The sequence below is a fragment of the Ktedonobacter sp. SOSP1-85 genome, from assembly GCF_016587415.1.
In the GTDB taxonomy this organism is placed as follows: Bacteria; Chloroflexota; Ktedonobacteria; order Ktedonobacterales; family Ktedonobacteraceae; genus Ktedonobacter.
Window position 1 is genome coordinate 3,995,922 of the sequence record NZ_BNJI01000001.1, and the last position, 25,823, is coordinate 4,021,744.

Annotated in this window: 14 protein-coding genes; 8 read left to right on the forward strand and 6 right to left on the reverse strand. The window is 55.3% G+C overall.

Features of this window, described 5'->3' with window-relative positions; genetic code table 11:
- Window positions 1-3: 3 nt before the first annotated feature.
- The 3 genes from KTE_RS16805 to KTE_RS16815 all read left to right on the forward strand — a co-directional run bounded on the left by KTE_RS16805 (window position 4) and on the right by KTE_RS16815 (window position 4,039).
- Window positions 4-1,095: a Gfo/Idh/MocA family protein gene (locus KTE_RS16805; RefSeq protein WP_201369604.1), complete on the forward strand. Its 1,092-nt coding sequence runs from the start codon at window positions 4-6 to the stop codon at window positions 1,093-1,095.
- Between the two features lie 295 nt (window positions 1,096-1,390).
- Entirely contained in the window at window positions 1,391-2,164 is a 774-nt protein-coding gene (locus KTE_RS16810) for an SDR family oxidoreductase (RefSeq protein ID WP_201382781.1), read from the forward strand.
- A 342-nt stretch (window positions 2,165-2,506) separates the two neighbouring features.
- Window positions 2,507-4,039 (forward strand): amino acid permease, encoded by a 1,533-nt coding sequence (locus KTE_RS16815; RefSeq protein ID WP_236600452.1) that lies wholly within the window; start codon window positions 2,507-2,509, stop codon window positions 4,037-4,039.
- 85 nt (window positions 4,040-4,124) lie between these two features.
- On the opposite strand, the gene KTE_RS16820 is transcribed toward KTE_RS16815, so the two are convergent.
- The 5 genes from KTE_RS16820 to KTE_RS16840 form a co-directional block, all read right to left on the reverse strand.
- Complete coding sequence (locus tag KTE_RS16820) at window positions 4,125-5,969, reverse strand: dynamin family protein (protein ID WP_201382783.1); 1,845 nt, start codon at window positions 5,967-5,969, stop codon at window positions 4,125-4,127.
- A 254-nt stretch (window positions 5,970-6,223) separates the two neighbouring features.
- Window positions 6,224-7,210: a diacylglycerol kinase family protein gene (locus KTE_RS16825; RefSeq protein WP_201382785.1), complete on the reverse strand. Its 987-nt coding sequence runs from the start codon at window positions 7,208-7,210 to the stop codon at window positions 6,224-6,226.
- 172 nt (window positions 7,211-7,382) lie between these two features.
- Window positions 7,383-10,010: an alanine racemase gene (gene alr / locus KTE_RS16830; protein ID WP_201382787.1), complete on the reverse strand. Its 2,628-nt coding sequence runs from the start codon at window positions 10,008-10,010 to the stop codon at window positions 7,383-7,385.
- A 154-nt stretch (window positions 10,011-10,164) separates the two neighbouring features.
- Window positions 10,165-11,259, reverse strand: a complete 1,095-nt coding sequence (dprA, locus tag KTE_RS16835; RefSeq protein ID WP_201382794.1) for a DNA-processing protein DprA — start codon at window positions 11,257-11,259, stop codon at window positions 10,165-10,167.
- Window positions 11,260-11,626: 367 nt separating this feature from the next.
- Window positions 11,627-13,201 carry a peptidase MA family metallohydrolase gene (locus KTE_RS16840; protein ID WP_201382796.1) on the reverse strand — a complete coding sequence of 525 codons (1,575 nt, stop codon included), beginning with the start codon at window positions 13,199-13,201 and terminating at the stop codon, window positions 11,627-11,629.
- Between the two features lie 1,058 nt (window positions 13,202-14,259).
- On the opposite strand from KTE_RS16840, the gene KTE_RS16845 reads away from it, so the two are divergent.
- The 5 genes from KTE_RS16845 to dnaJ all read left to right on the forward strand — a co-directional run bounded on the left by KTE_RS16845 (window position 14,260) and on the right by dnaJ (window position 24,408).
- The gene (locus tag KTE_RS16845; protein WP_201382803.1) at window positions 14,260-17,277 is read left to right on the forward strand and encodes a transglycosylase domain-containing protein; all 3,018 of its coding nucleotides are present in this window, start codon (window positions 14,260-14,262) and stop codon (window positions 17,275-17,277) included.
- Between the two features lie 539 nt (window positions 17,278-17,816).
- Window positions 17,817-19,070 carry an AAA family ATPase gene (locus tag KTE_RS16850; protein WP_236600454.1) on the forward strand — a complete coding sequence of 418 codons (1,254 nt, stop codon included), beginning with the start codon at window positions 17,817-17,819 and terminating at the stop codon, window positions 19,068-19,070.
- Between the two features lie 577 nt (window positions 19,071-19,647).
- Window positions 19,648-20,718 (forward strand): heat-inducible transcriptional repressor HrcA, encoded by a 1,071-nt coding sequence (gene hrcA, locus KTE_RS16855; protein WP_201369594.1) that lies wholly within the window; start codon window positions 19,648-19,650, stop codon window positions 20,716-20,718.
- 196 nt (window positions 20,719-20,914) lie between these two features.
- Window positions 20,915-22,819: a molecular chaperone DnaK gene (gene dnaK, locus KTE_RS16860; RefSeq protein WP_201382812.1), complete on the forward strand. Its 1,905-nt coding sequence runs from the start codon at window positions 20,915-20,917 to the stop codon at window positions 22,817-22,819.
- A gap of 446 nt (window positions 22,820-23,265) precedes the next feature.
- Complete coding sequence (gene dnaJ, locus KTE_RS16865) at window positions 23,266-24,408, forward strand: molecular chaperone DnaJ (RefSeq protein WP_201369592.1); 1,143 nt, start codon at window positions 23,266-23,268, stop codon at window positions 24,406-24,408.
- A 76-nt stretch (window positions 24,409-24,484) separates the two neighbouring features.
- On the opposite strand, the gene KTE_RS16870 is transcribed toward dnaJ, so the two are convergent.
- The gene (locus tag KTE_RS16870) at window positions 24,485-25,507 is read right to left on the reverse strand and encodes an endonuclease/exonuclease/phosphatase family protein (protein ID WP_201382814.1); all 1,023 of its coding nucleotides are present in this window, start codon (window positions 25,505-25,507) and stop codon (window positions 24,485-24,487) included.
- Between the last annotated feature and the right edge of the window lie 316 nt (window positions 25,508-25,823).

Here is a 25,823-nt window from a genome sequence, read left to right on the forward strand (position 1 = left end):
CTAATGGTCGATCTGCAACCAGTAAATAAGGTACGAGTAGGCGTTATTGGTTTAGGTTTTGGTGGTGAGACAATTCTGCGGGCTTATAGCAATCTGCCCCAGGTAGAGGTCGTGGCCCTGGCAGGTCTGGAGGAGGACCGCCTTGAGCTACTCGGCAAGAACTACCAGGTTCCTCATCTCTATCGCTTCTATGAAGAATTGCTTGAACGCGATGATCTCGACGCGGTCAGTATCGGTGTGCCGAATTTTCTGCATGCGCCAATCGCGCTTGCGGCCCTGGAACGGGGGCTACATGTTCTCTGTGAGAAACCCCTGGCGCACACACTCAAGGATGCCGAGGCCATGGTTGAGGCGGCCACAAAGGCCAACCGCGTCTTACAGGTTGTCTTTAATCATCGTGAGCGCGGCGATGTGCATGTCCTCAAGCGCTATATCGATGAAGGGAAACTGGGCAAGATTTATTATGCTAAGGCCTACTGGATGCGCCGCCGGGGTATTCCAGGGGTTGGTTCCTGGTTTGTCAATAAGGAGAAGTCTGGTGGCGGCCCTCTCATCGACCTGGGCGTGCATATGCTGGACATGGCGCTCTATCTGCTCGACGAGCCTGAGATCAAGACGCTTTCCGCGACCACTTATAGCGAACTTGGATCAAAGGGTGTGGGTTTTAATCTGAATGCAGGCAAGCACGAAAAATCGAATAACTATAATGTTGAGGACCTGGCGACGGCATTTATGCGCCTCTCAACTGGGGCTACGCTCACTCTAGAGGCCAGCTGGGCTACGCATAGCAGCTTTGGCGATGACTATGGTATTATTCTTTATGGTACCGAGGGCGGCGCTGAGATCAAGGTCCAGAACTACTCAACTGAAGATACTCTACGCATCTACACCGATGTGGCTGGCGCTCCCGCCACTATCAATCCCAGGGTCTCGCGTGGCGAGTATCACCAGGCCGTGGCGCGCCAGTTTATCGAGAATATCAATAGCGGAAACTGGTCACTGCACAATGGCAGCGAAGGCCTGCGCCGCGCACGCGTCATTGATGCCTGCTATACCTCCGCCCAGCAAGGCCGCGAAGTCGCCCTCGACGCCTGATTGGTGTATTCGCTAAAAAGGGAGGTACAGGAGGGAGACCCTCCTGCCGGGGCGCTTACCCCATTGGCGTTAAGTTAAGGGATACACCTGCTTGATCCTCTTACCCATGCAGCCGCGAAAGGCGGTGCTTCTAAAGGGCGCACCTACCTTTCGCACCTGCCGGGCGCAGGGCGCTCCAGGGAAGAGCAGCCGTCCAGCATGGGGACGGAGGTAGGTGCGCCCTTTAGAAGCACTACCTCCGTCCCCATGTATGGGCGGCGAGCCATACAAAAAGAAAATAAAGGAAAACCACTGCATGCAAAGCGAACCATCTATCTCTCGCACCGCCTTGATCACTGGTGGCTCACGTGGTATTGGAGCCGCTGCTACCCTGGCTCTGGCCGCGCGCGGCTATAATGTGCTCTTCAATTATCGCAATAAGTCCGCGCGTGCCGAAGAGGTCGCGGCAAGCGCTCGTGGGCTTGGAGTGCGAGCCGAGGCGCTTAGCTGTGATATCACACGTGCCGAGGACCTGGCCCGGCTCTTTAGCACATTGGGAGAACGCTTTGGCTCGCTTGACCTGCTAGTCCTCAATGCTTCTGGCGGCATGGAGCGTGATCTCCTGACCACAAATCCAGATTATCCAATGGTCATCAACCGCGACGCCCAGGTGGCCCTGCTCGAAGGCGCGCTCCCCTATATGGCACGTGGGGGCGCTGTCGTCTTTGTCACCAGCCACTGGGCGCACCTGTATGGTCGCGTGAAACAGATTCCCAACTATGAGTCCGTCGCCGCCTCCAAATATGCTGGTGAGCAGGAGCTACGCGCGCGCCTGGCGGAACTGACTGCTCGTGGAATACGCCTGGTGGTCGTCACGGGCGACCTGATTGAAGGCACGATCACGCCCAAGCTTCTTGAGCGCGCCGCGCCTGGCCTGGCCGATGGCCGCCGTAACTCGATTGGCGCGCTTCCGACCGCTGAAGAGATGGGGGAGATCATCGCCGCCAGTGCAGTGGATGCCTCGCTTCCCACCGGTCATACCGTCGTGATTGGAGGCTCGCTGGAGGACCTGCTGCACCAGTGGGTCTAACTCCTCGCCCTGTGGCGCTTAGATAAGGGAAACAAGAATGTCGGTTGCAAACGCACACGTTTGCAACCGACATTCTTGTTTCCCCTATCAAAGGAAAAGCGGGGAGTGCAGAGGGGCTGACGCCCCTCTGCGTCCTTTCCCCTATCCCTATCAAAGGAAAAGCGGGGAGTGCAGAGGGGCGTCAGCCCCTCTGCGTCCTTTTCCCCTCCCGCCGCAGGCGGTATGAATCCCTTTCAAACGAAATTGAACAGAGCATTAGTACTATGTCGTATGAGTATGATGGAATTGGAGGGGACACGTATCTACTTGCATGCAAAATTGGATGGGAGGTTGTTTTCGCGCATGAATATCTTTCGTACCAAGTCTGTGGAGCAGTCTATACGCGACACCGAAGAGCCAGAACATAGTCTGCGTAAGACGCTTGGCCCGATTGACCTTATTGTCTTCGGTATTGGCGTCATCATTGGCACAGGCATCTTTGTCCTGACTGGCACCGCCGCCGCGAATTATGCTGGCCCGGGTATCGCCATATCCTTTATGATCGCGGGCGTGGCCTGTGGCCTGGCCGCTCTCTGTTACGCAGAGTTCGCCAGCTCTGTTCCGGTTGCGGGGAGCGCCTATACCTACTCATATGCTGCTCTGGGCGAGTTTATTGCCTGGATTATTGGTTGGGACCTGATTCTAGAGTTTCTGGTTGGGGCCTCTACCGTCTCTGTCGGCTGGTCTGAATACTTTACAACTATTCTCAGGAGCCTGGGGATCATGGTTCCCGCTACCTTGACAGGGAAGGCCGCGCTTATTCCCGCGCTGCCGGGCCTGCATCTCAATCTCCCCGCGGCTGCGATTGCCCTGATCCTGACCTGTGTGCTGGTGATTGGCGTGCGCACCAGTTCGCGCTTTAACCTGGTCGTGACTATTATCAAACTATGTGTGGTCACCTTCTTTATCATCTTCGGTATCTTCTTTGTGCATCCCTCCAATTGGACCCCATTCGTCCCACCTGCGCAAAGCATTGCTGGAAAAGGGGGGCTGGCATCGCCCTTTCTCCAACTGATTCTGGGTTTTCCGCCCCAGGCGTATGGCCTGGGTGGCCTGGTGACAGGCGCGGCTATCGTCTTCTTCGCCTACATTGGCTTCGACATCGTGGCGACAACGGCTGAAGAGACGAAGAAGCCCCAGCGTGATATGCCCATCGGTATCCTCGGTTCGCTGGTCGTCTGTACCGTGCTCTATATTGTGGTCTCGCTAATCCTGACGGGCGTCGTCTCTTACAAAACGCTCAAGCAGTTGAATACCGCGGCCCCCATGGCGACCGCCTTCGAGGTCATTGGTAAGCCCTGGGCAGCGGGCCTGGTCTCGGTTGGCGCTATATGCGGCTTAACGGCAGTTATTCTTATACTTATGATGGGACAGAGCCGCGTCTTCTTTGCCATGAGTCGTGATCACTTGCTCCCGCCCTGGTTCGCGCGGGTGCATCCAAGTTTTGGTACACCCTATCGCATCAGTATCGTGACTGGCGTGATTGTAGCTCTCATCGCGGCCTTTACACCCATCAGTGATCTGGCAGAACTGGTCAATATTGGTACCCTTCTGGCCTTTATCCTGGTCTCTGCTGGTGTCTTGATCCTGCGCAGAACGCAGCCCAATATGCAGCGCTCCTTCCGTACGCCTGGAGTGCCCGTGGTCCCTATCCTCGCTATGCTGGTCTGTCTCGGTCTGATGCTCTATCTGCCATTGATTACCTGGATCCGCTTTGTGATCTGGCTGGTGTTGGGCATCGCTGTCTACTTCCTCTATGGTGTACGCCATAGCCGCCTGGCTAGAGTAGTCCGCGAGGAGGTTCTCAGTGAGAAAGAGATTGTAGGAAACGATTAGAGAACTCAAGGTAGGTGGGAAATGATGTTGTGGCCGCGACTGGCATACGCCAGTCGCGGCCACAACATCATTTCCCACCTACTATTTACAAACCCTGGTAATGTTGTGGCTTGACTACCGCGTGGTGATAGGCCATATCCTCTTCTTGTTCTACCTGTTCTGGCATCTCCTTAGCTGCGTTGGGTCCCTCTATATCTGTGCGCAGGTCAGCAATGCCCTGGCCTATCTCATTGAGGCGGGCCTGTGACATCTCGACGCGCTTCTGTTCGGTGCGCACAAAGCGCGTGTAGGGAGCGATGGATTCACGAACGCGCTGCATGGAGCCGCGCAGTTCGCGTTGAAACTGTTCCTGCATCACGCCATGCAGCCGCTTGCGCAGGGCCTCGATCTTGAGATCAAAGTCACGCTTGGCCTTCTTGCGCCGCGCCGGGATGATGTAGAGTCCCAGGCTGAGCAGGACCGCGCCCGCCAGGATGCCGCTGACATCCGCCGCCGCTGTGCCGACAAAGGCCACAATGGCCGCGCCCAGGCCGATGCCGCCCGCGCCCGCTATGGCTGCCTGGGTTACGGCATACCGTAGATCTTGCGAGAGCTCTTCCGCCTCCGCTTGCCGGTTATAGGTCTGGACGACACCATGCGCCTGGCGTGCCACGGCTTGCAGCAAGGCGCGGCGGTTATAATCAAATTGGCGGCTGACCGAACCTATCATGTCTTCGTCGCTGCGCACGCTCATTTGTCGCCTGCGCTCAAGGTAATCCATGACGTTCTGCCAGAGTTTATGTTCCTGTTCGACCATCCAGTCGATCAACTCCTGGACCGCGGCATCGATGCGCGTGGCGCTATCGCCGATGACTTCATGCTCAAACTCCTGGCGAATGCGGTCACTCTTGATCAGATCAAAGATGCGTCCCAGGCGGATGGTGTCATCGAAGAAGTTATTCCCGCGCACATGCATATCCAGGACAATGTTCTCGATTTCGCCCAGGCGGTGTGTGAAGTTGCTCTCCATATCTTCTCGGTAGAGTTCGAGTTGTTCCTCAATGGTGTGGACGGTGCGCGCATCCTCCGCGAGGAGCTTGCTGCGCTTCTCTACCGCGCTTTGGGTCTGCCCCAGGATGCGCTGCATGACGCCTAAAGGGCTGAGGAACTTGAGGCGAATGCGCTCATCGGCGTCCAGAGTCTGGAACATATACTCTTCTAGCTTGCCGAAGCGGCTCTCTTCCCATAGAGCAATCGCCTGCTCTCCCGCTGCCTCCTGCGCCTGGCGGGCCTTGAGGGCCGAGACAGGAAAGACCTCTGGCTGAAAACCCAGCAGATGCTTGCAGTTGTCATGAATGAAGTGCAGCAGCTTGGCCAGGTCTGCCTTGTGGCGCAGGAGGTCGATTTTATTTAAGACAATGATGACCTTCTTCCCCCAGGCGCGAATGCGCTCAAGGAAGAGTTTTTCGCTCTGCGTAAAGGGCCGGTCGACGGAGGTAATAAACATGATCAGGTCGCTACGCGGGATGAAGTCTTCGGTAAGCTGTTCGTGCTCGCGCAGCACGGCATTGACTCCAGGGGTATCGACGATGCTGATATTCTGGAGAAAGTCGGCTGGATAGCTGACCTCCAGGATGCGATTCTCACGTTCATGAACTGTGTGCTGCTCATCATAGCGCAGGATTGCGATCTGGTGTGTCGTTGGAAGCACGCCCTCTTCCATGACCTCCCTGCGCAAGAGTGCATTGATGAGCGCCGATTTTCCGGCGTTGAACTCGCCCACAATGACTAGCAGGAACAGATTCTCCAGCGTTGCCGTGACCTGGCGCAGCGTTTCTGTCTGCACATCGGCTCCAGCGAAGCCGCTCAGGCACTCTTGCAGCTCGCTCGCCAGGCGACGCTCCGCCTGTAATAATTCCTGTTGCCGCTCGTGTAATGCTGCCTTTGCCATCTATCATCCATCCTCTCGCCTACAAGGAGTTGGTTAGCCTATAGCTCCTGAGTACATTATAGGGAAGACTATAAAACAATCGGAGAGACTATAAAACCTGTAGGGACCATGCTTGCATGGACTCTTCCCTTCCTCTCTAAACGCAGCCGCCCGGCAGGTGGACGAAGGTAGGTGCGCCCTTTAGAAGCACTACCTTCGTCCACCTGCATGGGCGGCGCGCCGCTTGCCATTACCAGCTATTGGACCCTACAAATTTACTCAGTGACTTCATCAATAAAGAGGCAGGCGGGCACTTCTTCAGGTACAATCACGTTTAGGGCCTGGGGCGCAATTTTAAAGATTGTAGGCTGCGCGCCGCGTTCGCTGGTGAAGCCCAAGGGATCACCATCGACCTGGATGGCAATGGCATGCCTGGTGCGAATCTCTACCTCTTGGCATGTCTCATAGCGTACCCATTGCCGCCTCTGGCGTCGATGCAAAAGGACGTCTATGCCCATTAAAACTGTATTAATGAGGCTCTGACTGCGCGCTATGCAGACATCTAATAGCCCATCGTTACACTTGGCCTGCCAGGTGTACTTGATGGCCCCGCCGTAGAGCTGGGTGTTGCCAATCACGATCTGTGTAGCATGTGTCTTAATTAATTCTTTCCCATCAATGTGAAGAGAGACGCGAAAGCCTTTGAAGGTCAGGGTCTTCCAGAGGCCAACCAGGAGGTAGCCCAGTACACCAAGTTTCTTGGCTGGCCTCTGTTCTACCTCGTGGGTGACCTCGGCATCCAGGCCAATGCCTGCCATCAATAGGAAGTAACGCTCATTGACTTTTCCCAGGTCGATGCGCCGCCGCTGCCCCTGGAGCAGGATCTCGCGCGCCGCGCCGTTCTCCAGTGGAATACCCACCTCGCGCGCCCAGACGTTGACCGTTCCGTTTGGTAAGACGCCGAGCGCGGTCTCGCTACCCGCCAGCTCTTGAATGACCTCATTGATCGTGCCATCGCCGCCAATCGCGACCACTACATCGATGTTCTGCTTAACCGCCTCATGGGCAAAGCGCCCCGCATCTCCCTGCTGCTGAGTGAGTCGCAGATGAGCGTCCCAGCCCTGTGTCTGGAGAAACTGTACCGTCTCATCTACCTGTTTTTTATTGTTGACATAGCTGCCCGAGGTGGGATTAGCGATCAAGACCGCGCTTGTGGGCTGAAATTTCTTCTTAGAGGAGGCTGATTGTAGTGGTTGTTGCATATATGTCTTTCCTTGCGTCATGGCAAAGCTTCTTTATCATAAGTATTTCATTGAAGATAATCCTTGTAGATAATACGTTCCTGTTTGCCCTCTAGTTTTGCATAACCAGTATCATATGATGGAAAAGCGGAGCCGAGCAGCGAGCTGCTCGGCCCCGCTTTTCCATCATATCCTAATTCACGCGGGGGACGCGGGCCAGGATCTCGGCGACGACCTCGTAGTTGATTGTGCCGAGCCTTCTGGCAATCTCTTCGGCGGTTAGCTCCGCCTTGCCCTGCCGACCAATAAGCACGACTTCGTCTCCCATACGCACCTGGGGAATGGCGCTGACATCAATCATGCATTGATCCATGCATACGCGCCCGATGAGGGGGGCCTCCTGCCCATGAACTAGCACGCTCTCCCAATTGCGTGGCGCTCTGCGGAAACCGTCTGCGTAGCCTACGGGCAGGACCGCAATACGTGTGGGGCGCTCCGTTACATAGGTGCAGCCATAACTGATGCATTCGCCCGCGGGAATCATCTTCACCTGGGCGATCTGTGTCTTAAAGGAGAGTGCCGCTTTAAAGCCATCTGGTACCCTGACCTCTTCCGAGGGGTCCAGGCCATAAATCGCGATGCCGGGGCGCACCATCGTAAAGTGCGCCTCGGGAAGGCTGAGCGTTGCCGCGCTATTGGCCGCGTGTACCACTGGGGGGCATATTTCCTCCCGCTCAAGCAGTTCCAGAATGTGCTGGAAGCGCGCGAGCTGAGTGTGGGCGTATGTCTTATCATCGGCATCCGCGCTGGCAAAATGGGTATAGATGCCCTCTACTTCCAGTCCCTTTAGCTCACCTGCTTCGCGTACGAGGGCTAGAATCTCTTCTGCCTGCTCGCTACGGATGCCGAGCCTACCCATTCCAGTATCGACCTTTATATGGACACGTACAGACTGGCGTAGCGCCTGGGCCGCGCGGGCGAGGGCCTGGGCCGATTCGCTGCTATAGAGGGTGATGGTGACGTCCAGGCGCACGGCCTCGCGCATCTGCCAGTAGGGAACGTAGCCGAAGATCAGGATGGGCGCGTCAATGCCAGCCTCACGCAGGGCGGCGGCCTCGCTAAGCGTGGCGACCCCGAGCATGCTCGCGCCGTTGTGCAGGACGGTGCGCGCCACCTTGAGCGCGCCATGCCCGTACGCATCGGCCTTTAAGCTGATCAGGATCTGGACCCCTGGCCCCACGATCTCGCGTATTTTGCGCACATTATTGCCGATGGCGCTCAGGTCGATCTCCACCCAGGTTGGGCGCTCAGTCTGTAAGATCAGGATCTGCTTCCAACCGGGTGTCTGGCGTACTAGCTTCTCCTGTGCCTCCTCGGGTTGGGCCATCAGCATCTCGGTGACGCGCTCCATACGCGTGGCCTCTGATCCCTTGAGCAGGACGACGTTGCGTCCTGCCTCGCCCTCGCGCTCCAGGCAGGTACGTTCCAGATAAGTCCGTGCCAGTTGCGCGGCGTCCTCGTGGGTGGAGACCAGCTTTATCTGCTCGCTCGTCAGCCCGGCCCGCCTGGCGCCCTCTGCGATCAGAGCGATTCGCTCGCCGCGCAGGATAAGATAATCGACCTTGCTAGCGGCCTGCTCGCCTATCTGCTCATACCAGTCATCCTGGTAGTAGCCGAGATTAAGCATCTCGCCCAGGATGGCGACGCGTTTGCCGCCTTCGTTGGTCAACTCGTCGAGGGCATCGAGTCCCGCCAGGACGGAACCCGGTGAGGCGTTATGTGTGTCATCCAGGAGCCTGGACTCATAGACGCCTGGAAGCGGATTGAGCCTGCCTTCAATGGGGCTGAGCTGCTCCAGAGCCTCACTGACCTCCTCCGCGCTCATGCCACATGCGCGCCCAATTCTATAGGCTGCGAGCATGGTGCCGATATGCTGACGTCCCAGCAGGCACGAGGCCAGGGTAAGCGTTCCCGCCTCACCCTCTTGCTCCAGGGGAAATGAGAGACCTTCCCAGCCGACTCGGATTTGTGTCTCATCGATCTCGCGTATTCCGAGTGGACGAATATCTGGCGTGGATGAACCGCGTTGCTGCTGGTAGCGTTCTACGATCTTGACCAATCTCTCATCCGCGTCATTGAGCCAGAAGCAACCCTCGGCTGGCAGGCTATAGAGCAGCTCGCTGAGCTCTTTCGCCAGGTGTTCAAGTGAGCCAAAGTATTGGAGCTGGACGGGAGCTACATTGGTAAGGATGCCGATATGGGGCTTTACCATCTGGCATAGCTCATGGAGCTCGCCGGGGTGATCGCAACCTAACTCCAGGACCGCGTACTCATGTTGTGGCTCCAGCCGCCCCAGCGAGAGGGGAATGCCCAGCAGGTCATTGTAGTTCTTCCAACTGCGAAAGGTGGCATAGTTACGCGAGAGCACGCTGGCGATGGCCTCCTTCGTGCTTGTTTTGCCTACGCCGCCCGCGACCGCGATAATGGTTGGCTGCCAGCGTTGTAAAATCTCGCTGGCATAGGCCTGTAGCGCCTGGCGTGTATTTTCAACCATGACGGTCGTGATTTGTTTGAGTCGCTCCTGCTCTGCCTCTGGCATACTTTCGATGTGGCGTGCCTCCACCAATAGGCCAGTCGCCCCTCGCTCGATAGCATCAAAGAGATGGTCATGACCATCCCCACGCTCTCCACGTACCGCGACAAACATCTCCCCAGGCAGGATCTGTCGAGTATCATGACTAAAGCCCTGAAAACGCGTCTGCTTCTCCGGACTCTGAAGTCTGCCTTGTGTGGCGGCCAATAAATATGCCAGCTGTATCACATCTACCCTCCGTTGCTAGTACCTATCTATTCTTCACCAATACTGGTGGAAACATCGCAAAGGGGAACGCCCCCGCCTCCTTTTTTACATCCTCGCCCCGCCCCTATTTTATTCTACCCGCCCCCTGCCTGCTATTTTTTCAACATAGATGCCCCTACATCTCCTTAATATAATGCATGGCACCCATATCCTTCACCATACCTTTTAATTGGAGCATTGTCAGCGTCGCAGTAACGCTCGACGCAGGCAGCCCCGATTCGCGGGTGATTTCGTCGATATGTTTGGATTCATGGTTGAGGAGTGCGAGCAGGCTCTCTTCCTCGGCGTTGGCGGGCAGCTCTCTCTTGGCCTCGATATGTTGGGGAAGCATGTAGATGTTGAGGCGCTCAATGATGTCTTCGACGCGTGTGACCAGGTGTGCGCCATCCTGAATAAGCTTGTTGACGCCCTCGCCACCGGGAGAGAAGATGCTATGTGGCACGCCAAAGACCTCGCGCCCCTGTTGCAGCGCTGAGCTAGCTGTGATCAATGCCCCACTTCGCGCTGGAGCTTCTGTGACAAGGACGCCCAGGGAGAGACCCGCGATGAGGTGGTTACGCGCTGGAAAGTTTCCTGCATCCGGGCGCACCCCAAGCGGGAAAGCACTGATTAGCGCGCCCTGCCCCGATTCAACAATGCGCCTGGCCAGGGCGCGATTGCTTGGCGGGTAGATGGTGTCCAGGCCACTGGCGAGGACGGCGATGGTCCTTCCTCCGGCGTCGAGAGCCGTGGTATGGGCGACAGTATCCACGCCCAGGGCCAGCCCGCTCACAATGGTGACGCGTCCTCCGGTGAGCTCAGTGGTCAATTTCTCTGTGACTTGTCTGCCATAGCTGGTCATGCGCCGCGTGCCCACGATACCAAGGGCGTACTCCTGATCATCCTCGTTCAAGTGCCCATAGATATAGAGCACAGGAGGGGCATACTCAAATTTACTCAGGAGCGGCGGATACTCATCATCTCTCCAGGTGATGACGCGCATCCGGCGTTTCTCCAGGCGCTCCAATTCCTGCTCTGGCACGATGCTGGTTCGCTGATGCAGGAACTTCTCCGCGGTTTTCTCATCCAGCCCTGCGCTGCATAGCTCCGCGAGCCCGGCTTGCCATGCAGCCTGCATATCGCCCTGAAAATAGTCTTCAAGGAGGCGAAAGCGGACCGCGCCAATACCCATCACGCGACTAAAAGCAATCCAATGCATCAATTGTTGCAATGGGAGCGTCTCCGAGGGTAATAATGCTTAGCCGTCTGTGGAACTTCTTCATGCACTTCCATCGTCTTCTTCCTCTATCTTCTTCTTCTTCTTCTTCTTATTTTAAGTGGTTAGTCCATTAGGGCTGTGTGTTCACCTGAGGAGCGTCCCGTGCCTAGCAGGCACACATAGTAGGCTGGCTGTGCGCTCCCGAATGGGGTTCCTCCGGCCAGTCGTGGTGCGTCCTGATCCTCAGCATGCAGCCGCCCAGCGGGGAAACGAAGGTAGGTTGTGCCCCTGCGCCCCCGAATGGGGGTTTAGAAGCACTACCTTCGTTTCCCCGCATGGGTGGCGGGCTCGCCGAGTACTACCCAAAAAGCGTGCTTTGTCACTCCTCCTCTATGAAAGAGGTAAATTGCTCGCTCGCCCCGGGCCGTGGACGCGGTGGCATCACATTCCCTGCCTGTCCCGGCTGGACCGGTGGCGGGGGGCCTGGCTGTGTATAACGCCCAGGATTGGTATAGTGGGCGTAAGGATCGATGGGCGTGAACGATTGCGGACCAGGCCCCCAGTGGGCCTCGTCAAGAATACGTTGTGCCTGGGCGATGGCCAGCTTTCGTTCCTGCTGGATGCGTACCTGTCTACGGTAGATGAAGTAGCCTGCGAAGGCGAAGCCAGGCGAAGCCAGGAGGAATATGCCCAGGGCCAGGAGCAGTGTGCTATAGGGCACCGGGTTGTTACTGTTGGGGGTAACAACTTGCTTAGTCGGTTGTGGATCTTGTTTCTCCTGGTCTGGAGTGAGGATGGACGATTGATGCTGAGAGAGACGCCAGGCATTTTCGAGATGGGCCTCATCCATGCCCAGGCTTGCCTTCAAGTCCTCATCAAAGTTCGGATAGCTACTATTGCCCATATCTTTGATAAGCGTATGCATTTTTGCCTGCCCAAAGGTGTTGTACATATAGGTGACCAGGTCCCAGCTCTGAGCATAGGCCAGGTAGGCCTGATTGCTATCGGAGGGAAAGTTGTCCTCGATCTCGCTCAGGCGTAGAATCTGGTGGTTTTTAAGACCCTGGCGTAGCTGATAGGACAACTCGCCCTCGTGATACTCCTGGTTATAGACCGCGAGCCCCTCGTCGAGCCAGCGGGGAATATCGATGCCGCCATCTGTCAGCTCATGTAATACCAGGTGCGACATCTCATGTGGCATATCGCGGATAAGCGTGTTATCCTGAGCGTCTTCGACGACGAACATCCCCTGGCGAATATCGGGGAAGGCGATGCCACCCACCCATTCATACGTATCAGGTGGAAGCGCGCTCTTAAATGCATTTGTATCTTTGTATATCCAGAGCGTGATTGGTTTGGTCGGTGCGCCCCCTAGATTGCTAGTCAGACGTTTGACGGCTTTATCCACGCCGGCGCGCAACGACTGAACCTCGGCGTCATCGCTATTATAATACTTGATCTGGAACTGCTGGACATCGGTCTCCTGCCAGGCGAAACGCTGGTCGTTGACGTCAAATTTCTGTGTAGTACCGGTATGGTCGGCGCCCGCGTTGTCCTCTATCTCCCAGTGATAGGAGATGGGTGTGCCCGGAGAGAAGAAGTCATCCGCTTTTTGCATATCTTCATGCCAGGAGAGATGGACGCTCGTGCCAGGCTTTGCGGCTGTCACTACGTGAACCTCGTCTCCATTAAGAGAAGGGGACTGGATGTAGAGAATAGCCTGCGTAATCTTGCCACCCGCGTCATTTGCTGTGAGCGAGAAATCGATGCTATCAGGGAAATGGACCTGCTGTGTCTGAGAGGTGATGGTGATGGCATCTCGTGCCACCCCGCTCCTGGCCAGCATAAGCGAAGTCATACTTAATAATAAAGTAAAGCTCAGGGCGAGAGAGAGAAAGAATTTAGCGAAAGCATAGCGGTTCTTATATATATGCATACGAGGCGTAGGATGCATAAACCTGCTGGCTCCTCTCAAGATCTATAGACTCAACAATGGAAATATATCATTCCGCATTGTACCCGATTCTCCCCGCTGCTGTATACTCTCTCCCCTTTTCTTGCTATTCCAAGATGTATCATTTGATGCCCCTCCCACCACCTACCACAAAAAATGTGTAGGGTCCATGCTGGCATGGACTCCATACGCATGCAGTGAAGAGTGATTGCACGATCCCCACGCCCATGCAGGTGCAAAAGGCAGTGCTTCTAAAGGGCGCACCTACCTTTTGCACCTGCCGGGTGTGGGGCGTACCAGCGAAATGCAGCCGCCCAGCATGGGGACGGAGGTAGGTGCGCCCTTTAGAAGCACCTACCTCCGTCCCCATGCTGGGCGGCGTGCTTGCTGGATGATGGCAGGCACCTCCAGTATGGGCGGCGGGCATCTTTCGCGACAATGCCAGCTACAAGTGGTTTAGCTGGTGGAGACGGGCTAGGAATATAGCCATTTAGTACCGTTCTACCACTTTGGTGTATAGAAGACAATACGGGTATTTGGTTTGCTGATACCTACATGATTAGTACCATCCTCCTACGACACACCTTGATACACACGTTTCGATATATCATATTAAGCATGATCAATATTTGAAATGCTGCTTTTGCATGTACCCGAGTGGGCTAGAGTGTTAACTTGCTTGTTATTGATCCGTTTTAGTATTTAATTGGCGGATATGTGGATGTTTATGTTACTCTATGCGGGACATTGCAGTGCCTCTCCGAAAACCTGAGCGCGTGAGCGCTAGCCGCGAGAGCGGCGTTGGTTTTCGTATAAGGAGGTATTGGTTGGAAGTGGAAATCGTGGGTTCTCCTGCAATCTCTTTGTTGATGACGTTTTTTCTTGTGATCGCTATGAAAATGCACGAAGCAGACAGACAGTCGCAGCACATACATACCCTATAAAGGTGGAGAAATGTGTAGCCTTTACCAACACTATCTAACAAAAACGCCAAAAGATCTAGCTTATGCCGTGTGCACCATCCGCAACAAAGCGCTGCTGACTGAGAAAGGGGACCTATGAGTAATAACTGGAATCAGCCAGGTATGCCGACTGATGCGTCGCGCGATGGCTTGCCCAAGAAAACGGGGGGCCTGTTAAGTGGCTATCGTCAACAGCAGCCTCCTGCCGAGCAACAGTCGCCCGCGTTGCCTGCGGGCGCTCCCATGGGCAGACAAATGCCACCTCAGCCCGCTCAACCAACACAATTCTCGCCTACAAATGGGCGCAATCCCTCCTCCCAGTTCCTTCCCGGGAGGACGCAGCAGGCACCGCAACCGCAGATGCCCCAGCAGCAGCGTCAGATGATGCCTGCTCAGCCTCAGCAGCAGCGCCCAATGCCGGCCCAGCCTCAGCAACAAGGCTGGATGTCCAATGCCATGAACTTTATGCGCCAGGTCTCCGGCAAGGTGACAGCTATAGGACGCAACAGCTACGGACAGCCCGCGCCCTATATGGAGCGCTACCATGGGTCTCGTCCCCAGGCGATGCCAGTTCCTGTGGAGCAACCACGCCTGGAGGAGGTCACGCCCTGGAAGCGCTCGCTGAGCACACGCGTGGCCTACAAGATGCGCCGCCGTCGTGACCGCTGGCAGAGCCAACAATTTGGCATTGGTAAGATCCTCGGTATCGCGGCCATCATCTTCGCGGTCATCGCCGTGATTGCCTCTGCGACTGGTGGTGCCTTTGCCTATAACTACTACCAGCAGGAGTCCACCCAGGTCGCCAGCATCGCCAACAAATCCAGTGCGCAGACGACGCGTATTTATGACCGCAACAATCAACTAATCAATGAGCGCTATGATCAGGGCGAAGGAAGTGCTGGCCGATCCACGCCTATCTCATATAAAGATATTCCCGATGTCTTAAAGGATGCACAGACGTCTATTGAGGATCGCACCTTCTGGGACAATGCCGGTATCGACCCACAGGGTATCCTGCGTGCCGCCTCTTCCGGCAATGGTGGTGGTAGTACTATTACCCAACAGGTGATTAAAAATCTCTCCCATAACGATCAGGCCAACCTTAACCGTAAGCTTGCAGAAGCCACTCTAGCCCTGGGCATGACGCAGCAGTATCCCAAGTGGAAGATCTTGGAGATGTACTTCAATAGCGTTCCCTATGGTATCCAGGACCTCGGCGTCGAATCTGCGGCTCGCGACCTGTTTGGTTTACAGCCTGATTGTGACAAGAACTTTGTTTGTAAGCCTGCGATCACAAAGCTGGATATTGATCCCAAGACAGGCAAGCACAATCCGATTGTGGCCCTGGCTCGTGCCTCGCTGTTGGCAGGGATCCCCAATAACCCAAACTATTACGATCCAAGCATCAGCGATACCACGCGCCAGGCTGCGCTTGATCGCCAGAAGCTTGTGTTGCAAAATATGCAGACTGATGGCAAACTTCTCGATGGCAAACCCATCGATGCCGATATGATCCAGCAGGCCGAGAAACTGACAGCTTCCTGGCAGTTTAAGTCCTATAGCGCCGTCCACAAGGCGCCTCACTTCACCGATTGGATTACACTTCAAGTAGAGCAATTGCTGAACAATGGTGATCCTACAGGACAGGCAGGCATCCAGGCCTTTCTCTCTGGTGGTTTTAATATTAAGACTACAATTGATATGACCCTACAGAAATATGTAGAGGACGCCTCAAGGTACTTCATTACACAACCAACATTGCAGAAATTTGGCCTGGGCGCGGGAACCTATCTGCGTTTGAACAAAGATTTGAATGTTAATGATGCCGCTGTAGTAATCGTTAGCGCAAAGACAGGCGAAGTCCTGGCTATGAATGGGAGTGTCGATTATTATAATCACAGCGGAGACAAGCGTGTTGGTGGCAACAGCAACATTGCGCTCTCTAAGTATCGTCAGCCGGGTTCGACTTTTAAGCCTTTCGTCTATACAACCGCTTTCCAGATGGGTTGGAATCCTGGCATTGTCTTGCCTGATGTCGCAACCTACTTTCCTAATTTGAATCCCGCCGGGCAACTTAATGATAGTACTTACCATCCAAATGACTACGGTGGAAAGCCAAATAAGCTGCCAACGACAACCATTCGTACCGCGCTTGCAGACTCCTTTAATATTCCCGCTGTTAAGGCTTTGACCTTTACCGGGTTAGATAATGTTATCAATAACGCCCATCTCATGGGAATCACCACCCTCGACGCTGATTTAAAGGCAATCGAGAAACAGAAAAGTTGTCACGATTGGAATTCATGCACGGGTGTTAGTGTCGTATTGGGTACTGCGCCAGTTTCTCCTTTAGAGATGGCCAGTGCTTACCAGACCTTTGCCAATGGTGGTGTGCATGTGCCTTACCAGAATATCCTCGATATCTGGGATAGCTATGGTAACCACCTCTTCCACCTTGATCCCACACAGGTGAAGGGAACACGAGTCTTCTCTCCGCAGGTGAATTACCTGACCACCTCGGTTCTAACTGATGAGCCTTCACGCTATGGAGAGTTCTTAAACGATCATGATCTCTCGTTCTATGATTGGGAACCGGGTGGATATTGTGCAGACCGACGCCCGTATCCTAGCTGTACTACTCATCAAGTGGCCGCTAAAACAGGCACAACCGACAATTTTGTCGATAACTGGGCTGTTGGTTATACGCCTAATGTCGTAGGCGCGGTCTGGGCTGGTAATGCTAATAGCGAGCCTATGAGAGATGGCGTGGTTGGTATTACAGGTGCCGCCCCCATCTGGCACGCGGTGATGGAATTTGCCTCCGGTCGCCCCTGTGCCGATATCAATGCGGATATGAATGTGAAGATCTCCTGCCCTGTCGCACGTTTCAATCCAGCTTCTGATGGTTTGAACGGGCCTACCACGTTCTCGAAGCCTGATGGAGTCTCGCTTAATTGCAATTTGTCAGCAGTTGATGGCTTGCTGGGTTCGGGTGGTAAATGTGACTGGGTCATCGATGGACAGGCGCCTACCCTTGCTGGGAAGACGACTGTGACCAATGGAGGCAATGGTGGTAATGGTGGTGGAACTGGCGGCAAGAAACGTCGTGGCTAAACGCGGGGCCAACATCACCTACGGAGGCTCCTCCCTCCTTGCCGGATGTGATACCCACTCCGACCCCGAAGCCATAAGTAAGATCCAAAAGCAGGCTGGTTTTATCCAGCCTGCTTTCTTTCTATGCTCTTCTTAGAGAACGTTATGCAGCAACCGTGGCACTATGATAGAGATTATCTGAGGGGCTTAGAACAACAATCTCTTGATTCTCACACGTTACATGCAAACAGCAGCACGCCCGGCAGGAGGGGCACTACCTTGCCCCTCCTGCCGGGCGTGCGTGCCGCCATTTGCGTACACGGTCATCTTGTCCCCTCTGCACGGGTAGGCATACATATCTTCCGCCCGCCACGTCGTCTCCGTTGCTCTTCCTCTTCACCTCTCTACTCACTCAATTTCTTCAATATTTCCTCTTTTTCTTGACAAACCCCCGCCTCTTGGGCATACTATAAATGTATATCGCATAATATGTCTCATTCTGCACCTTCCATATGTATACCTCTCGAAAACGTCTCTCTACTTTTCCTATGGAGGCTTACATGACAAAATTCGATCAGCAAGCCTACGCTAACCTCTTTGCTCGCCCCTTTATGCCCTTCACCAGCCTGAATGACCTCATTCCAACCTCGCCCATCACAAACATCTGGCCCATTCAGAACCTGCTTCCCACTGGCCTGACGCTCCTCAGCGGCGAATCACGCTCCGGCAAAACCTCTCTCGCCCTCCAACTCATGCTCAATGTCGCACAGGGCATGTGTTCCTTTGCCAGCACCGATTCCAACGACTCCCAACCCTTCACATCCGCTCGTGGTCGCGCCTTCTACCTGGGCCTCGATCACTCCCTGCTCCGCCTTCACGAACTCCGTTCGCGCCTGCTAGCGGCCCAGCCCGGCACTCCCCCACCCAACAATCTCTTCTTTTCTAACACCTGGACCCCTCTCACGCCCACCGAGGGCCTGCATGAGCTTCAAAGCTGGCTTACCAACTCTCCCGATACGCGCCTCCTCGTGATTGATAATCTGGCCTCGCTGCGTCCCCTCTTCAAGGGCAATGATCGCGAATTGCTCGCCCTCCTGCGCCGCCTCGCCGAGCAATATAATATCAGCATTCTTGTTCTCCACACCTGCAAGCGCTCCTCATCCCTGACTGCCTCTGTCGATCATCACCTCCATCTCAAACGCCTCCCCGTCTCCAACTACTATCATCTCGATGTCCTTGGATCTTCGCTCGCTCCCTTCTCACTCACCCTGCATTGCCCAACCTCTCACATTCATTTTCGTCACGCCTCCCTCGCAGAGAGCCTTGCCCTGAGCACACTTAGCGCCCATAAAGCGCTCACTCCCGAACGCCTCGCGATCCTCCATCTTATCCATACCTGTGAACACCCCCTCTCACCCGCCCAGATCACAGCCGCGCTTGGCCTCGACTATACCTGCGTGCGCCAGCTCCTCAGCAAAATGGTCAAAGCCAACCTGCTCACCACCATCTCCCACGGCTACTACACCCTCCATTCCTTCATCAAGCCTCTCGTTCCCGAACTCCTGGCCCAGCATCCCTGCCAACCCAAATTCGAGATCGCTCACATTCTCCTCTCCCCCGACTCTGAAGATACCCTTACCCCCGAATCCTCCAATGCTGCTGAATTCTCTCCCAACGACTCTGCCAATTCCGCTCAAACCCCTACCACCCTCGAATCCCAAACCAGGATCACTCACAATCTCACCCCTCATTCTTATACACTGCTAACTCCCAAAAGCGGAAATCCCCATTCCAACCAACCCAATGCCATGTAATCTCAAAATGGAACTTCCGATCCCAATCTGGAACCCATAGACGCCCCGTTTACGCTTCCGCTGACACATTTTAGTAGGTTGTCCGAACAGGCATCTGCGAAAGGCACGAAATGTCGGTAGGGACCAGCCTGTCCCCGAATGGGGGCTTTAGCGCGTCCGAACGCCATTTATGGCAGTTCGGCGCAAGCCAAAAATGTCCCAAATGAACACGTCGCATAATCTATCACGACAATGCTCTTTTAAAAAAAGATAACTTGCTCCGTAGCACCTGGCGGCATAATATGTAAGCGCGTGCTTCAGCAGCGCGGCGCCCCCGCAACAGGCGTACCTCATATGTAGACGCGTGTTTCAGCAGCATCGTGCAGCTAGCACACAGGCGCCCCAGCGTGGCCCCTGAGCATGTTTCATGACCAAAAGCATCGCACCTCTTGACAATGCCCCCGGTCGAGTGCTATTCTTTATTTGCAGTCTCAAGTCGAGACTGCTAGCAATCAGAGTTGACAAGCATTGTATCATCGTACATGTCACGGGTGTGTGATATTGCAGATTGGTGCGTCAACAATCGAGGGCAGTCTTGATGACACCATTGAGTCAACGTAAGCAACAGATCCTGCGGGTTCTGGTTGAAGAATATATCCATACCGCGACCCCTGTTGCGTCTGAGACTCTTGTGCGCAAGTATGGTCTGAAATATAGCTCCGCCACCGTTCGCCATGAACTGGCTGGCCTGGAGGAGTCGAACCTCATCTTTCAGCCCCATACCTCTGCTGGACGTATGCCAACAGACCTGGGCTATCGCTATTTTGTTGAGCATCTCATGCGAGAGTCAGCACTGTCACTCGATGAGCAGCGTCTTATTCGTCACCAATTTTACCAGGTGCAGGACCAACTGGATCAGTGGGTTCGCCTCACGGCTTCGGTTATGGCTCGCCTGCTACACAGCGCTGCGATCATGACACCTCCTCGCTCCAACGAGGGCTGTCTGAAGCACTTTGAGATCCTGGCGGTGACTGAACTGTCTGCCCATTTGGTGCTGGTGCTCACCGATGGCTCGGTGAAGCAGCAACGCCTGCTGCTGGATCGGCCTATTCGACAGGATGAGCTTAGTGCACTGTCGGCGCGTCTGAACTCGCTGTTCGCGGAGAGAACCGCCACTGAGATCGATGTGATCGCCTCACAGGTTGATTTATCTCCAGTTGAACAGCTTGTCGCACATACCATTAGTCGCATCTTGCAGCAGCATGGCGATCTCTTTGGCGATGTGTTCTACCGCGAGGGCGTGATCAATATTCTGGAGCAGCCAGAGTATAGCCGTCTCGGTCCTGAAACCGCTCGCAACGAGCGTGTGCGTAATGTGCTTGAGGTGCTTGAACAGAATCGTCTCCTTCCCGCGCTTGCCTCGCACCTGCGAGATCAACCATCCGATGGTGTGCAGGTGATTATTGGGGGCGAGAATGAGTGGGAAGAGATGAAGGATGTGAGCCTGGTAATCGCGCGCTATGGTCAGGAGGGTGGTGTTGGTGGCCTGCTCGGCGTGATCGGTCCGACACGCATGCAGTATGATCGCGCCATAGCCGTTGTTCGCTATATGGCAAACGTCATGAACGAGCTCCTCTCCGAACTTTACGGCGGCAGCGGCGGCAGCTAATTAACCCATTGTGTAGGCTCTCATGAACGGGGTCAAGGGGCAGCGCCCCTTGCGGGGTGTGGGGTGCCCCCACCTTCCCCCATTTTTCCTGCCGCCGCAGGCGGCAGAAAGAACATCAACAAAACGTCAACCAGGAATTTCTGTTTCGCAGAAATTCAAATGCTTATAGATTTGATTCTTTTTTTAGGAGGCAACTGTGCCAAAGGTAATCGGTATCGATCTGGGAACCACCAATTCTTGTGTTGCTGTTATGGAAGGCGGCGAGCCTGTCGTTATTCCTAATGCTGAGGGCGCTCGTACCACTCCTTCGATTGTCGCTATCAATAAAAATGGCGAGCGTCTTGTTGGCGAGGTTGCTAAGCGCCAGGCCATTACCAACCCCGAGAATACGGTGTATTCCATCAAGCGCTTCATGGGTCGCAAATTTGAAGATCCCGAAGTCGACCGCGACAAGCGCATTGTGCCCTTCAAGGTCGTGCGCGCCAGCAATGGCGATGCCTGGGTTGAGGTTCAGGGCAAACAGTACAGCCCCCCAGAAATCTCGGCCATGATTCTACAGAAGTTGAAGACCGACGCCGAGGCCTACCTGGGCGAGCGCGTGACTCAGGCTGTCATCACCGTTCCCGCCTACTTTAACGACGCTCAGCGCCAGGCGACACGCGACTCCGGCCGCATCGCTGGCCTCGAGGTCCTGCGTATCATCAACGAGCCAACCGCTGCATCGCTGTCCTATGGTCTCGATAAGAAGAAAGATGAGCGCATCGCGGTCTATGACCTGGGTGGCGGTACCTTCGATATCTCCATCCTGGAACTGGGCGATGGTGTCTTCGAGGTCAAGAGCACCAATGGTGATACACACCTGGGTGGTGATGACTTCGACCAGCGCGTCATCAACTGGCTGGCCGACGAGTTCCGCAAGGAGCAGGGCATCGATCTGCGCCAGGACCGCATGGCCCTCCAGCGCCTGAAAGAGGCCGCTGAGAAAGCCAAGAAAGAGCTCTCCAGCTCGATGCAGACAGAAGTGAACCTGCCCTTCATTACCGCCGACGCCAGCGGGCCAAAGCACTTGACCATGACCCTCTCCCGCTCCAAACTGGAGCAGTTGACCGAGGACCTGGTCGAGAAGTCCCGCAAGCCGGTGATGCAGTCACTCTCCGATGCTGGAATGCGCCCTGGTGATGTCAACGAGGTCGTTCTGGTTGGCGGTCAGACTCGTATGCCTGCCGTACAGACCATGGTCCGCCGTATCTTCGACCGTGAGCCTAACCGTGGTGTGAACCCCGACGAGGTCGTGGCCATCGGCGCCGCCATTCAGGCTGGTGTGCTGACCGGCGACGTGAAGGATGTGCTCCTGCTCGACGTCACGCCGCTCTCTCTGGGTATCGAGACCTATGGTGGCGTCTTCACCCGCCTGATCGAGCGCAACACCACTATCCCGACGCAGAAGAGCCAGATCTTCTCCACCGCTAGCGACAACCAGCCTAGCGTGGAAGTCAACGTCTTGCAGGGTGAGCGTGAGTTCGCCAAGGATAACCGCTCGCTTGGTAGCTTCATCCTGGATGGTATTCCACCCGCTCCTCGCGGTGTGCCACAGATCGAGGTCACCTTCGATATCGATGCCAATGGTATCGTGAACGTGTCCGCGCGCGATAAGGGCACCAATCGTGAGCAGAAGATCACCATTCACCCCTCCAGCGGCCTGAGCAAGGAACAAATCAACAACATGGTTCACGATGCTGAGGCTCATGCTGCCGAGGACAAGCGCCGCAAGGAAGAGGTTGAGGAGCGCAACCAGGCCGATAGTGCGGCCTATCGCTCCGAGAAGGCTCTCTCCGAGCTTGGCGACCGCATCTCTGGTGAGCAGAAGAGCGAGCTGGAGACCAAGATCGCTGATGTGCGTGCCGCTTTGGCAACCGACGACGTCGAGCGCATGAAGTCCGCGCGCGAGGCCCTTGAGCAGTCCTTCTACAAGATTAGTGAATCGATCTACCGCACTGGTGCCGAGGCTGGCGCAGGTGCTGGTGCGACCGCTGACCCGGGCGCGTCACAGGGTGGCAACACTGGTGACGACACCATTGAGGGCGAATACAAGGAAATGTAATAATGACGCAAGGGTACTACCACGTGTAGTACCCTTGCCCTCTTTCCTTCCAGCCCACCACCACATCCCACACAAAGCTACAAACTTAGGAATTGCATTGAGTTTCTTTCCCATTAACCGATACATATAGTAAGATGTAACAAACGTGTGAGCAGCCAGCGCCGCAGACGCTTAGAGGTAGGAGGGATGGGCGTGTGGGGTGGGCAAACGTCCGCCCCACACGCCCATCCCTCCTACCCACAGGCAAGCTCGCGAGCCGAGAAGCAGGGAAAGGCATTCCTTTTCAAAACCCTGTCCGGTACTACAAGCATTGCGTATCTCCTGGCTATGGTGTAAGCTTGTTAATTGGTACAATCTCTTCTTGACTCGCCTTTCTTCTATTGATAGATGTTACCCAGTAGCGCGGAAAAGAACGCGCCCTGTTTCTGACGATAAAGGACCGGTAGATGGCCGCAAATAAACGAGATTATTATGAAGTTCTAGGGGTGGCCCGCACAGCGACGGATGACGAGGTCAAAAAGGCCTTCCGCCGCCTCGCTAAACAGTATCACCCCGACGCTAATAAAGAGCAGGGAGCGGAAGCCCGTTTTATCGAGATCAACGAGGCCTACGAGGTCTTGAGCGATTCACAGAAGCGTGCCGCCTATGATCGTTACGGCCATGCTGGTGTTGGTGCCAATGCCGCAGGTGCCGGATTCAATGGATTTGAAGGCTTCGGTAGCATTAATGATCTCTTCGAAACCTTCTTCGCTGGGTCTACAGGGGGAACAACCCGCCGTACGGGTACGCAACGTGGCGCGGACATCCGCTATGAATTAACTATTACCTTTGAAGAGGCGGTATTTGGCTGTCAGAAAGAAATTGAGCTGCCCCGTTGGGAGACCTGTGGCAACTGTCACGGTAACGGCGCCCAGCCTGGCACCTCTACCTCGCGCTGTTCCGCCTGTCAGGGGACGGGCGAGATCCGCCGCGTGCAGCAGTCAATCTTTGGCCAGTTTGTCAATGTCATGATGTGCGAGCGCTGTCGTGGCGAGGGCCGCGTCATTACAACTCCCTGCGAGAAGTGCCGTGGCCAGGGCCGTGTGCGCAATAACCGCCGCGTCGTGGTTAACATTCCCGCCGGCGTCGATGACGGCATCAACGTGCGTGTGACGGGCGAGGGCGAGGTTAGCTCCCGTGGAGGGACGCCTGGTAACCTGTATGTCGTCCTGACTGTCAAACCACACCCCTTCTTCAAGCGCCAGGGCAACGACGTGCTCTATGAACTGCCCATTAGCTTCACACAGGCCGCCCTTGGCGACGAGGTCGAGGTTCCCACCGTTGATGGGAAGACCACGATGCTCAAGATTCCCGCTGGCACGCAGAGCAATCGCTCCTTCCGCCTCAAGGGCATGGGCATTCCCGTGGTCCACAGCAGCGCCCGTGGCGACGAGCATGTCATCGTCAAGGTCGTGACGCCAACCAACCTGACGCCTGAGCAGAAAACCCTGCTGGAAGAGTTTGCCCGCATCGAGCGTGAGCAGAATGAGCAGAACGGTAAGAACATCTTCCGCGACCTCTTCGAGAAAACCAAAGACGTCTTCCAATAGGCTAGAACAAAAAGAGAGGCTCAGTAGCCGCGTACGCAAGTAGCGGGCTACTGAGCCTCTCTTTTTTGCTGCTTCTTTAGCCTACAATAGATTCTTCAACGCTGGGCGCTTTCGGAGTTATGGCCGGTTTGGCTGTAAAGCTGGCCGTCATCGCCAGGTGGTCGCTGGCGGCGCTACCGAGGACGCCATTGCCCATCAGGATGGGCTGACACTGCTCTAAGCGTTGGGCCAGTTCAGGGGCGGCGAAGATGTAGTCAATGCGCCCGGCTGGCGCTATGGACGGGCAGGTAAAGCCGGGATCGCGCGGGGCCTTCTTGCGGAAGCAATCGACATAGCCTGCTTTCAGCAGGAGGCCGATACTCGCGCGTGGTGCGTAGAGCGATGCCGCCAGGTTAAACAGCCCGCTTAGCACCTGGCTGCGCGGAATAATACGCAGCACGGGGATCAGGAAGCGGAGGGGCGGTGGCACAACATAGTTTAGCGTGGGTACACCGTCCGCGTAGTTCTTGAACTTATGCTTGCCCCGTTTCTCCTGTTCTAAGGAGACGAGGGCGCGGAGCAGTTCGCTAGCCTGAAAGGTGTCGCCGGGTGCCAGGGAGTTGAAGTCACCCATCAAGATATGGGATCTGCCCTCCTCTTGGATGGGAGCCAGGATGCGCAGGATCTCGCGCACCTCGCGCTTCCTGAGCGAGCCACCTCCCCGGCCCTTGAAGAACGAGGCCCATAGGTGCGTCACAAAGACCGTCAGGCGCTCCCCACTCTCCTCCTCAACGCTGACTTCCAGCAGGGGCTTATTCAAAATCCCTGGGCGTGGGTGAATTTTTGTCTCAAGGATGGGCAGGCGTGTCAGGAGGGCGAGCTGGTAGTCGCCGGGATAGGCTGGTTCTCCGCCCATAACCAACTGCATTCCCATCTCTCTGGCAATTTCATCAATGACGCGTGGCTGCTCCTGGATCTGCGGATGCGTCGCCTCTACCACGCCAACAATATCTGGCTTAACAGATTGCAGAATACTACAAATTTCTCGCGTGCGCTTGCTGCCCTGCTCACGCACATTATAGCCGCCAGCCAGGATATTAAACGAAACAATACGAGTCATATTCTTATCTATCTCTAGCTTTCTTCATATTCTTACTTCATATCCGAAAACCCTGAGCGCGCGGCCGCTGTGCCCCCGAATGGGGGTGCCATCGCTTGCCCCCGAATGGGGTTGGGTTTCGGAATAAGATCTTAGCAATATGAGTCATCATGGCATACATCAATTAAAACGAAGTAACCCCTACCAAAGCTACGCTCACTCTTTATCTTCGCCCGAATGGAGCAATTTATAAGTTTATCGATACGAAAAAGGAGGAGTGAGGCTCTGTGCAACCATCGGCTGCACAGAGCCTCACTCCTCCTTTTTTTAGTATTTT

What these genes read in the sequence shown, in the direction of transcription:
- KTE_RS16805 (WP_201369604.1), top strand. Translation starts at nt 4, where the DNA reads ATGGTCGATCTGCAACCAGTAAATAAGGTACGAGTAGGCGTTATTGGT.
- KTE_RS16810 (WP_201382781.1), top strand. Translation starts at nt 1,391, where the DNA reads ATGCAAAGCGAACCATCTATCTCTCGCACCGCCTTGATCACTGGTGGC.
- KTE_RS16815 (WP_236600452.1), top strand. Translation starts at nt 2,507, where the DNA reads ATGAATATCTTTCGTACCAAGTCTGTGGAGCAGTCTATACGCGACACC.
- KTE_RS16820 (WP_201382783.1), bottom strand. Translation starts at nt 5,969, where the DNA reads ATGGCAAAGGCAGCATTACACGAGCGGCAACAGGAATTATTACAGGCG.
- KTE_RS16825 (WP_201382785.1), bottom strand. Translation starts at nt 7,210, where the DNA reads ATGCAACAACCACTACAATCAGCCTCCTCTAAGAAGAAATTTCAGCCC.
- KTE_RS16840 (WP_201382796.1), bottom strand. Translation starts at nt 13,201, where the DNA reads ATGCATCCTACGCCTCGTATGCATATATATAAGAACCGCTATGCTTTC.
- KTE_RS16845 (WP_201382803.1), top strand. Translation starts at nt 14,260, where the DNA reads ATGAGTAATAACTGGAATCAGCCAGGTATGCCGACTGATGCGTCGCGC.
- KTE_RS16850 (WP_236600454.1), top strand. Translation starts at nt 17,817, where the DNA reads ATGACAAAATTCGATCAGCAAGCCTACGCTAACCTCTTTGCTCGCCCC.
- hrcA (WP_201369594.1), top strand. Translation starts at nt 19,648, where the DNA reads ATGACACCATTGAGTCAACGTAAGCAACAGATCCTGCGGGTTCTGGTT.
- dnaJ (WP_201369592.1), top strand. Translation starts at nt 23,266, where the DNA reads ATGGCCGCAAATAAACGAGATTATTATGAAGTTCTAGGGGTGGCCCGC.
- KTE_RS16870 (WP_201382814.1), bottom strand. Translation starts at nt 25,507, where the DNA reads ATGACTCGTATTGTTTCGTTTAATATCCTGGCTGGCGGCTATAATGTG.